Annotated in this window: 12 protein-coding genes; 4 read left to right on the top strand and 8 right to left on the bottom strand. The window is 71.7% G+C overall.

The window, feature by feature from the left end; all coding sequences use genetic code 11:
• Together PV363_RS12425 and PV363_RS12420 are read right to left on the bottom strand one after the other, a co-directional pair.
• Positions 1 to 644, bottom strand: a 644-nt coding sequence (locus tag PV363_RS12425; RefSeq protein WP_301022467.1) for a hypothetical protein, incomplete at its 3' end; no start/stop codon positions are given.
• Between the two features lie 108 nt (positions 645 to 752).
• On the bottom strand, positions 753 to 1121 hold the full coding sequence (locus tag PV363_RS12420) for a DUF4180 domain-containing protein (protein ID WP_220342684.1): 369 nt from the start codon (positions 1119 to 1121) through the stop codon (positions 753 to 755).
• Between the two features lie 69 nt (positions 1122 to 1190).
• Between PV363_RS12420 and PV363_RS12415 the strand changes: the two genes are divergently transcribed.
• Positions 1191 to 1937 (top strand): metallophosphoesterase family protein, encoded by a 747-nt coding sequence (locus PV363_RS12415; RefSeq protein ID WP_301022466.1) that lies wholly within the window; start codon positions 1191 to 1193, stop codon positions 1935 to 1937.
• 9 nt (positions 1938 to 1946) lie between these two features.
• On the opposite strand, the gene PV363_RS12410 is transcribed toward PV363_RS12415, so the two are convergent.
• Positions 1947 to 2459 (bottom strand): SRPBCC domain-containing protein, encoded by a 513-nt coding sequence (locus PV363_RS12410; protein WP_301022465.1) that lies wholly within the window; start codon positions 2457 to 2459, stop codon positions 1947 to 1949.
• Entirely contained in the window at positions 2456 to 2833 is a 378-nt protein-coding gene (locus PV363_RS12405; RefSeq protein WP_220342687.1) for a metalloregulator ArsR/SmtB family transcription factor, read from the bottom strand. The genes PV363_RS12410 and PV363_RS12405 overlap by 4 nt, the downstream gene beginning before the upstream one ends.
• Positions 2834 to 2940: 107 nt before the next feature.
• Here PV363_RS12405 and PV363_RS12400 point away from each other — a divergent pair, with 107 nt between their 5' ends.
• A complete protein-coding gene (locus PV363_RS12400; RefSeq protein ID WP_301022464.1) occupies positions 2941 to 3765 on the top strand; it encodes an alpha/beta fold hydrolase in 825 nt (274 codons plus the stop codon).
• Here PV363_RS12400 and PV363_RS12395 read toward each other — a convergent pair.
• The 3 genes from PV363_RS12395 to PV363_RS12385 all read right to left on the bottom strand — a co-directional run bounded on the left by PV363_RS12395 (position 3762) and on the right by PV363_RS12385 (position 7231).
• Positions 3762 to 5261, bottom strand: a complete 1500-nt coding sequence (locus tag PV363_RS12395) for an FAD-dependent oxidoreductase (RefSeq protein ID WP_301022468.1) — start codon at positions 5259 to 5261, stop codon at positions 3762 to 3764. The genes PV363_RS12400 and PV363_RS12395 overlap by 4 nt on opposite strands.
• Before the next feature lie 115 nt (positions 5262 to 5376).
• Positions 5377 to 6240, bottom strand: a complete 864-nt coding sequence (locus PV363_RS12390) for a CAP domain-containing protein (protein ID WP_301022463.1) — start codon at positions 6238 to 6240, stop codon at positions 5377 to 5379.
• Positions 6241 to 6307: 67 nt separating this feature from the next.
• Positions 6308 to 7231 carry a M15 family metallopeptidase gene (locus PV363_RS12385; protein ID WP_301022462.1) on the bottom strand — a complete coding sequence of 308 codons (924 nt, stop codon included), beginning with the start codon at positions 7229 to 7231 and terminating at the stop codon, positions 6308 to 6310.
• 75 nt (positions 7232 to 7306) lie between these two features.
• On the opposite strand from PV363_RS12385, the gene PV363_RS12380 reads away from it, so the two are divergent.
• Together PV363_RS12380 and PV363_RS12375 are read left to right on the top strand one after the other, a co-directional pair.
• Positions 7307 to 8344, top strand: coding sequence for a phosphatase PAP2 family protein (locus PV363_RS12380; protein WP_301022461.1), 1038 nt, complete (start codon positions 7307 to 7309; stop codon positions 8342 to 8344).
• A 114-nt stretch (positions 8345 to 8458) separates the two neighbouring features.
• Positions 8459 to 8941, top strand: a complete 483-nt coding sequence (locus tag PV363_RS12375) for a hypothetical protein (protein ID WP_220345641.1) — start codon at positions 8459 to 8461, stop codon at positions 8939 to 8941.
• Between the two features lie 13 nt (positions 8942 to 8954).
• Here PV363_RS12375 and PV363_RS12370 read toward each other — a convergent pair.
• Positions 8955 to 10269 (bottom strand): M1 family aminopeptidase (locus tag PV363_RS12370; protein WP_301022460.1); only part of this gene is annotated, 1315 nt, incomplete at its 5' end.

The following is a 10269-nucleotide window of genomic DNA, read 5'->3' as shown; positions in this document are numbered from 1 at the left end:
CCCCCCCCCCCCGCGTGGGGGGGCGGCGGGGGGGGGCCCGGGGCGGCCCGCCCCCTCGCCCCCCCCCCCATCCCTCGGTGGTAGGTGAGGACGGCGCAGCCGTTGTCGAACGTCGCCACGTCGTCGAGCGCGAACGCTGTGGGCCGGAACGCCGCCGTGAATGCGGGGACGCCCGTGCCGGCGACGACCGGGTACTTCTTGACAACCATCCGGTCGATCTCGTCGAGCAGCTGACCGGCGAGCACACCACCGCCGGCGAGATAGATCCCCAGGGGCGACTCCTCCGCCTTGAGTTCGCGCACCCGTGTCACCGGGTCGGCGGTGGTGACCTCGACCTTGGGGTCGGGCGACTCTGCGAGCGAGCGGCTGAAGACCACCGTGCGGAGGTGGGCGTACGGGTCGGTGAGCCCGAGCGCCAGGCCCGGGTCGTACGTGCGCCGTCCCATCACGACCGTGTCGTACGTGGTCAACGGCGTGTCAGCAACGCCGAGCGCCTCGCGTGCCTGGACCGGGAGGGCATCAGCGCACTCGGTCGCCATGAAGCCCATGAAGTCGTCGGACATCGGGAAGAAGTCGACCTCGTCGTCCGGTCCGGCGATGAAGCCGTCGAGGGTGAGGCCGATGTAGTAGGTCATCGCTCGCATAGCGCCGACACAACCATGCACGGCGGAGGACGTCACCCGAATTCGGCCACGTCAGCGCGCGATTCGGTGAGGAAATCGGGTGCACCCGGCGGAGCAGGCTCGATCTCCTCACCGAATCGCGGAGGAGAGGCGGGCGGCGAGGGCATCCTCGTCCGGGACGAACCACGCCTGGCTCCCCTTGTTGGACTCGCGTACGAGATCACGCAGCGCGTCGCTCGCCTCGACGTACGCCGTGATGTCGCCCAGCACGGCGAGCCGGATGCGGTAGTTCACCAGCTTCTGGAGGATCTCCCCCGCCAACCCCGAGCGGAGCCGGAAGAACTCCGGATCGAGCCGGGAAGCGGGCACCACGACCATCTGCGCGTCGTGCGCCCAGGCGTCGCCGACGAGCTGGGCGCCGTCGGCCGGGGTGGCGATCGGCGGCCCGTCGGGGTCGAGCGAGAGGACGCGGAGGTCCCCGTGCTGGTCGATGCGCATGCCGGTGACCGTACGACGACACCGTGGCCGAGCGCACCCGGATTCTCGCTTCCGCGCTACGTTCGGCCCGTGGTCTCCTCGATCGCCGTCCTCTCCGACGTCCACGGTGTGCTCCCCGTGCTCGACGCGGTCCTCGCCGAGCCCGACGTCGCCCGCGCCGACCGGATCGTCGTCACCGGTGACCATGCTGCGGGCCCGATGCCCGTGGAGGTGCTCGACCGCCTCGTGTCGCTGGGCGACCGCGCGGTCCTCGTCCGCGGCAACGCCGACCGCGAGCTCGTGGCGGTGGCTCGAGGGGGGACGTCGGAGCACCCCGAGTCGCTGTGGGCGGGACGGCAGCTGCGGCCTGACCAGGTCGCGCTCCTCGACGCGCTCCCGCACCCGGTGCGCCTCGACGTCGACGGGTTCGGTCCGGTGGTCTTCTGCCACGGGACACCCCGCGACGACGGCGAGGTCGTGCTCGTCGACACCCGGCTCGAGCGGTGGGCCGAGGTGTTCGCCGACCTCGGCGACGAGGTCCGCACCGTGGTCTGCGGCCACACCCACATGCCGTTCGTACGGCTCGTCGACCGGCGTCTGGTGGTCAACTCCGGCAGCATCGGCATGCCGTACGGACGACCGGGAGGCTCGTGGGCGCTGCTGCGAGACGGTCAGGTCAGCCTGCGTCACACCTCGATCGACGTCGACGCCGTGGTCGCGGAGGTCGTCCGGCGATCGGCGTACGGGCGCCGTGCGGAGTGGGCCGACGAGTATGTGCGCGCACGCCACAGCGACGCGGCGGCCGTGCAGGCCTTCGGCCCGCGTGACGGACGCTGACCGCTGCGCTCAGGAGAACGCCGAGCGGTAGTACTCGGACTGGTCCGCGGCGTACTGCTCGTAGTCGAGCTCGCCCGGGTCGTCCCCCCGCTCGGCGACGACCAGCCGGTCGAGGTAGTAGTCCCAGCCGGGGCCGACGGTCGAGGCGGTCTCGGCGTCGGGCATCGCCTGCGCGAACGCCAGCGTCGTGAAACCTTCGGAGTCGTCCAGGTCGAGCTCGAGCACCCAGTCCGGTCCCGAGCCTTCGGACGGATCCGCGAACCGGACGACGAGGCGCCGCGGCGGCGCGCACTCCTCGACCACGTAGCGCTCCTCTGGCGTGTCCGGGCCCTCGGCCGTCATCGTGAAGGTGACCTCCCCCGTCGCGGGGTCACCGGTCCACGTGCCGATCCAGCGCTCGAGTCGCTCAGGCTCGGTGACGGCCGCCCACACGTCCTCGACCGGAGCGGCGAACCGGCGGTGGAAGACGACGTACTCGGTGCCGTTGCGGCTCTCGCGGCGTCCGGTCGGTGCGATGGTCATGCGGTCTCCTCGTGGTGGGGGTGGTCCTGCTCGGTCGCGGGTCGCCCTGCTGCCCGCTCCCGGACCGTACGGCGGACCTCGAGGTCGAGGCCGTCGAGAGCACGCTCGCTGAAGCGGGACGTCGGAGGGCGCATCTCGTCGAGCCAGACGCGCAAGGGCTCGAGGCCCTCGAGCCGGACCCGGTAGCGGCGTTCGCGCCCGACGGTCTCCGCCTCGACGAGCCCGACGTCAGCGAGCACCTTGAGGTGTCTGCTGATCGCAGGCCTGCTGATGGGGTGCGCAGCCGCGAGGTCGACAACCCGGCTCGGCCCGTCGAGCAGTCGGGTCAGCAGATCGCGGCGTACCGGGTCCGCCACCGCCTCGAAAACCTCCATCGCTCATTGGTAACTGAGGCGTTACCTATTGTCAAGACCCGGTGCCCCGTCGGCGATGAGTTGTGCCGACACCGGCGGTCTGCCCCAAGAACCATGCAGGAGGAACCATGCTGTCCATCCACGACCACACCACGACGTCCGCGGACGGCACGGTGATCGCCTACGACCGCCGGGGGGCCGGGCCACCGCTCGTGCTCGTCGAGCCGGCAGCCCACTTCCGCGGCTTCAGCGCCTTCGACGGACTCGCCGAGCGCCTCGCCTCTGACTTCCGCGTCTACCAGTACGACCGGCGCGGGCGCGGCCTGAGCGCGGACACCCCGCCGTACGCCGTGAGCCGCGAGGTCGAGGACCTGGCCGCGGTCGTCGCCGCCGCCGGGGCTCCCGCCTTCGCGTACGGCTTCTCCAGCGGGGCACTCGTAGCCCTGCACGCCGCTGCCGCCGGCGTCGACCTGCGCGCGCTCGCCCTCCTCGAACCCCCGCTCCAGGCCGAGCCGGCAGAGGGTGACAGCGCATTCACGGCCACGCTGGAGTCGCTGCTCGCGGCGGGCCGTCACGACGAGGCGACCGCGTACTTCCACCGGTCGATCGGGGTCCCCGACGAGATCACCGACGGCATGCGTGACACCCCAGCGTGGGAGGCGATGGTCTCGGTCGCGCCGACCCTGGCCTATGACGCGCGACTCTCGGACGAGTCGTCGCACCGTCTCCTGGAGCGCGTCGACGTCCCTGCGCTCGTCCTCGACAGCAGCGGCAGCACCGACGACCTCACGGGCTGGGCCTCCGCGGCGTCCCGCGCCCTTCCCTACGGCAGCCACCGGAGTCTGCCGGGCGGGTGGCACGGCGTTGACCAGGAGGCCCTGGCCCTCGCGCTCTCGGACTTCTTCGGGACGGCGGACCGCGCGGCACGCGAGGTGGTCGGTCGGCAGCGCTAGGACCGAGCCGGCCCGAACCACGTCGTGAGGGCCTCCCTGAGTCCCGCCGGCGTTCCGTCCCCCACCCAGGCGACATGACCGTCGGGCCGGACGAGCACGGCGCTCGGAGCGGCGACCTCGCCCAGCACGGGCAGCTCCCACGCTCCTGCGACCTGCGCCCGTACGTGCTGGACGCGGTCCGCCCACGGCTCGGCGCCGAGATGCTCGGTCGTCCCGAGGTCGAGGAGGACGGGGCGGGCACCGTGCAGCAGGGAGTAGACACGACGGTCGCCGTCGGGCGCGACCAGGTCGAGGTCGGGCATGCGACGACCGAGCAGGGCATGGCCCTCGCCGAGGTCGTAGGCGGTGTCCAGCCCCGAGGCGAGACCCGCCATCAGGGTGCGAGGGCCGTCGAACCCCACCATCTGGGCGATCGTGCGGCTCAGCGCCGCGGTCCGGGCATCACCTCGCTGGAGCATCGACTGCGCCATCGTGTACTCGAGCACGCGGGCGGTGGCCGGGTGCCGCTCCGCCTGGTAGGTGTCCAGGAGCTCGACGGGCGAGGTGCCCTTGACCACCTGCGCCAGCTTCCAGCCCAGGTTCACCGCGTCCTGCACGCCGAGACCGATCCCCTGCCCACCCGCCGGGTGATGGACGTGGGCGGCGTCGCCGGCGACGAGCACCCGTCCTGCCCGATAGGCGGCGGCCTGCCGGGTCGCGTCGGTGAACCGTGAGACCCACGTCGGGTCGTGGACGCCGAAGTCCGTGCCGTACACGTCCTTCAACGCCTCACCGAGGTCCTCGAGCGTGGGATCGGTGGCGGGGCCGAGCCGCTGCTCGGTCACCACGACCCGGACGGTGCGCCCGTCGTCCATGACGCCCAACCCGTGGATGCCCGTCGCGTCGAGACGGATCCCGTCCGGGATGTCTTCCCTCACCTGCACCTCGGCGATCAGGTGGCTGCGCGTCGCGTCCGAGCCCTCGAACGCGATGCCGGCCTCCTTGCGGACGATGCTGCGTCCGCCGTCGGCACCGACGACGTACGGCGCCCGGAGCGGTGACCCGTCCGCAAGACGGAGGACGACCCCGGTCTCGTCCTGGGCGACACCCGTCACCTCGAGGCCGCGACGGATGGGCACCCCCAGCTCCTCCACCCAGCCGAGCAGGATGCGCTCGATGTGGTTCTGCCACAACCCCAGCGAGTACGGGTGCCGGGTGGGGAAGTCGCTCTGGTCCAGCATCGTGCTGCCGAAGCTGACCACCTGGACCGTCTGCCCCTCGGCCAGGAACCTGTCGGCGATCCCCCGCTGGTCGAGCACCTCGATCGTGCGCGCGTGGAACCCACCCGCCCGGGAGCCCGCGAGCTCCGGTGTCGGTCGCCGCTCGACGACCGTGACCTCCACTCCTGCCAAGGCCAGCTCTCCCGCGAGCATCAGCCCCGTTGGCCCGCTTCCTACGACGACCACGTCGTTCATCTCAGCCCTCCTGTTCGCTCGGCACCGAGCAGTCTGGGGCAGCGACGGGGGCTTGCCGCAAGCCCAGGGGTGCGCTATACGTTGAGGAGGGCAGGGAGCATGGCTTCCTGCCTTCGTCGTGCCCGCGCCCGGATCGGTCGGCGCCCCGCGAGGGTCGTCAGCCGCGGTGGCGGCCGGAGTCAGCCGTACGCCGGCGAAGGCCCAGAGCCAGCGCGGCCAGCGAGACCGCGCCGACTCCCGCGACCACGGCAGCCGAGGTCGTACGACCGACTCCGTCGAGCGGATCGGAGGCGACAGGGCGGGCGCGGTCCGACGGACCACCCGGCTCCGCGAGTGCGCCGGCGACGGGCGCGGAGGTCTCCGCCGTCGTCGGGGTCGGGGCCGTGCTCGGGCTGGGCGTCACGCTCGGCGTCGGTGTCGTCCGAGGAGGCTTCGGCGCCTGGGTCGGAGCGGTTGTCGGTCGCGGTGACGTCCGCGCGGCCTTCGGCTTCGCGGGTGCCGCGCTCGGCTTCGGTGTCGGGGTGGCCGAGGGAGTCGTGGGGGCCGCGGGAGCCGGTCGCGAGCCGGAGCCGGGATAGTTCGCGAACACCTGTACGCCCCAGGTGCTGCCGCCCGCCCTGATGAAGGCGATCCCGATGTCGGTGTAGTCGCCGAGGATGTTCGCACGGTGTCCCGAGGAGTCCATCCAGCCGCCGTGCATGGCGGCACCGCTCGGATAGCCCATCGCGACGTTCTCACCCACCCGACGCCACCCGCTCGGGATCTGGTCGGCGACGTCGGGGTTGTGCGACATGCGCCGGGCATCGGCCATCCGGTGTGCCCAGGCGAGCGCGACCGCGTCGAGGCTGGCGTTGCGGGTCAGCGGTGCGAGGCCCTGCGCCGCGCGGGCAGCGTTCGCGCGTGCACCGATCGTGTCGGCGTCGGACCCAGCGAGGGCGGGGGCGCCCCCGACCAGCACGAGGAGGAACGTCAGCGCCAGGACCACGACGGGCGCGGCCACCCTTCGGTCTCGTGTCGTCACCCGTGGAGACTAGCGGTTCCCCCGGGGGTCGGGTCCAGTCGCGCGACGGGGCTGCTCGGCGGCCGGCTCAGCGGTCGTCGCGGCTGAAGTGCTGGTAGTCCTTGAGCGTCCTCCACGCCCCGCCCCATCCCCAGCCGATCGTCTCGAACGCCCGGACGACCGGTCCGCCGGCGAGGATCATCCCGGGCCGGACGCGGTTGCGGTCGACATAGGCGGTCGCCAGCTCGGGCAGGACCACGTCGCCCTTGACGTACGGGTTCTGGAACGGGTTGATGTCGACCGCCAGACCATAGGCGTGCTCGGAGAACGTGGTCGTGCCGCGGGTGGGCCGGCAGTTGAAGGCACCGGTGTTGTTGCCGTCACCGGTCGGCGGTGCCGACAGCTCCGCCGCGCGGGTGATGCGCATCTCCTCGATCGGGAAGCGGGCGGTGTACATCGCCCGGAAGGCGCGGACGACCTTGCGGGCGACCGTCTTGTTGACCAGGAGCTCGCCGGTGTGGCGGGCGTCGTCGAAGCCCCAGAACGTCAGGCGGATCCAGGCGAGGTCGGACCGCGCGACCGGGCACCCGGGCCGCCAGGTGGAGCGGTCGATGACGCTGTCCGGCGGTGGCGACACGATCCGGCTGGCGAAACCCGACCCGGGCAACGCCGGCAGCTGGTCCGGGAGGGTGAACCGACGGTTCCGCAGTGCCGGAGGGGTCGGGCGGACCTCACCGAAGCCGTCCGTGGTGACGGGGAGCACCCGCCTGCCCAACCACGCCGGAGGCACCGTGCCCGGGGCGGGCCTCGACGAGGGCGTCGGCGTGGCCGCGGGTGGTGTCGTCGCGGAGGGCGCGGTCGTCGGTGGGCTCGCGCTCGGCGACGCCGATGCCGGGGTGCTCTCGGAGCCGGTCGTCGGCTGCGCGTCCGGGTCACCGTTGCAGCCCGCGAGCACGACGGCCAGCGCGATCCCGAGAGCAGGGAGCGAGGTGCGTACGCGGCGGCGCTGCATCCTTCCGAGTCTAGAACCCGATGTTGTCGGCGCCGCCGAACGAACGAGGCACTCGCCCCGGCGTACGCTGCGACCGTGGGGCCAACCACCCGCTCCGACGGTGTCACCGGGTCGAGCGCCCGGTGGCGGATCCGCTCGGGGCAGGGCTGGTACTGGCGTACGTGGCTCGTGGTCGGTGCGTTCGCCGTCGTCACGCTGGTCGGCGCATCTGTCGCCGGCATCCCGATCCGCGACCCGGGCAACGCCTTCTTCCTCTCACGGCTGGCGATCGCGCTGCCCGGACTGCTGGTGCTCGCCGTCGTCGACGCCTGCTGGCGAGCCCACCCACGGACGGTGCGTACGACCCTGGGCGCTCTCCGCGCGAGGTGGACGGCACGCAGGACCGCCGCCGCGGTGAGCGGGCTCGTCGCCTACTACCTCGTCTATCTCTGCTACCACAACCTCAAGAGCTGGGACGTCCTGCTCGACCCCCGCGACGACCTGCTCCTGAGCTGGGACCGGTGGCTGTTCTTCGGCAGCACTCCGGGCGAGGCGCTGCACGACCTGCTGGGCGAGGGGGTCGCGATGTCGATCCTCTCGGTCGTCTACACCGCTTTCACGCCCGTCGTGACGGCGATGCTGCTCGGCTCGTTGGTGTTCACGGCGCGCATCCGGCACGGGTTCGTGATGCTCGTGGCGGGCATGTGGGGATGGATCCTCGGGGTCGGCTCGTACTACCTGATCCCGTCCCTGGGACCGTTCTGGCGGCTGCCGGAGGACTACGCCGATCTTCCCCGCACGGTCATCCAGGACATGTGGGAGAAGGACATCGCTGGTCGCGAGCACCTGCTGGCCCATCCAGAGGCGCCGGACGCGTTCGCCCAGATCTCCGCGTTCGCGAGCCTGCACGTCGCGTTCACCACGCTGGTCTGGTTGATGGCGCGCTACTACGGGCTCCGGCGCCTGAGCCACGTCCTCGGCGTCTTCGTCCTCGCCACGATCGTGGCGACGTTCTACCTTGGCTGGCACTACGTCGCCGACGACGTGGCCGGGGTCGCGATCGGCTTCCTCGCCGTCTTCCTGGGCCGCAAGACGGTCTACCCCCGGCGGTCGGAGGAGCCGAGCCGAGAATGAGGGCGGCGGCGTCCCTCTCGTCTGCGGATCGGGACGGGCGGATCACCTTTGGTCGCGGCCGGGCTAGTCCTTCGGACGATGCCGGGACGCCCGCACCGTTCGTACGGTCGGGCCATGACCGTCGAACCTCCCACCACGACGCTCGGCTACACGCGCTCGGACGCGATCGGCACCGCCGTCGTCTTCGGTGTCGGCGGGCTCCTCCTCTTCCTGCTCGCCCCCGTCCTGGCGGCATGGTTGGCCGACGTCCCTGTCGTCCCGTTCAAGGGCCCGCTGGAGTGGGTGGCGTCGTTCGACCAGCCGTGGGCGTGGGTGGCGCGTCCTACCGTCGGTCTGCTCCTCGGCCTCGCCCTCGCTGCCTCCGAGATCTGGGGCGCCTACCGGTTGGAGGTCGACGACGACGCCGTGGTGGTGCACCACGGCGACGACCGTCGCCGCATCGACCGTACGCAGGTCGTGGCGGTCTATCGCGACGGCAAGAAGGTCGTCGTCGACGGCCACGACGGTCGTCGCCTCTTCGAGCAGGAGGTGGAGGCGAGTCGCAAGGCAGTCGCCGCCGCGTTCCAACGCCACGGCTATCCGTGGGAAGGGCTGTGACGACGACCTCGAGTCAGCGCCGAGCGCGCCACTCCCTCGCAAACGGCGGCAGACCCGTCACCGGCGACCTCCGGAGGAAGGTGCCGGTGACCTCCGGACGGCTGGCCGTGTAGAGCCACGTGTCGAAGAGGTCGTCGAGCTGTTGCCCCGAGACACGCTCGGCGTAGGCGATGAACTGCGGGGTCGTGACGTTGCCGCCCGCGTTGCGCCGTGCCCAGCCGCGCAGGATCGCGAAGAAGTCGTCGTCTCCGACGGCGAGCCGCAGCTGGTGCAACGTCATCGCACCGCGGTCGTACACCGCGTTCGCGAACAGGCCGTCCGGTCCCGGGTCGCCGATCGTGAGGTCCCAGAACGGGTCCTCGGCCGGGTAGGCCGCGTAGGTGTCGTCGAAGATCTCCTGGGCCGTGGCCTCGCCCTTGTCCTCCCACCAGAGCCACTCGGCGTACGACGCGAAGCCTTCGTTGAGCCAGATGTCGCTCCACCGCTCGACCGCGAGACTGTCCCCGTACCACTGATGGGCGAGCTCGTGCACGACCACGGCCTCGGCGGCCTGTTCGCTTCCACCGATCTGCTCCTGCGAGTAGATCGGCCGCGTCTGGTTCTCCAGGGCGAACCCGAGGTTGGGGTACGCATCGACGATGCCACCGGACGAGGAGAACGGGTAGCGCCCGAAGGTGTCCTGCAAGAAGTCGAGGATCCGCGGGTGCTTGGCGAACGCCGCCTCCGCCTTGTCGCCGACGGTCGCGGGGCCTTCGTCCGGCGTGCCGGCGATCCAGTCGTTGGGGTTGGGCTCGCTCCCTGCGGGAGCGCCGCTGACGGTCCAGCCGTCCAGCTCGTCGCCGTCGGCCTCGAACGACGTGCTGCCTGCTCCGGTCGGGGTGGTGATGTCGTCGACGAAGACGCCGCCGGCCTGGACCACGTCGTCGCTCGCATACGTCAGGGACAGCTCCACCGACCGGCCCGTCCAGGCACCCAGGTCGACGCGCCACTGCTCGTAACCGTCGGACTGGCCGGTGGCGGCGTTCCAGGACCCGCTCGAGCCCGTCGCTGCGCACGTGTCGTCGCCCTGCGCCGTCTGGTAGTGCTCGAGGAACGGGTGCAGCGTCAGCCAGTACGGGCAGGAGTTGCCGACCTCGGTGCTGGTCGCTCCGCCGAGGTCGGGCAGGGTCGTCCAGTCGTCCGCTCCAGGGGTCCGCGCCTCCACGAAGAAGTAGTCCCAGTCCTCCTCGGTCGACCGGTCCACCCAGAACCTCAGCTGCCCACCGGCCGCCGGGACCTCGACCGTGCGGGTCAGCCGCTTGTAGGACAGGCTGGCGGCCTGCGAGATG

Origin of the sequence: Mumia sp., assembly GCF_028803055.1 — a bacterium.
In the GTDB taxonomy this organism is placed as follows: Bacteria; Actinomycetota; Actinomycetes; order Propionibacteriales; family Nocardioidaceae; genus Mumia.
The sequence above is the reverse complement of the archived record's forward strand: the minus strand, read 5'-3'. Positions and strand labels throughout refer to the sequence as shown.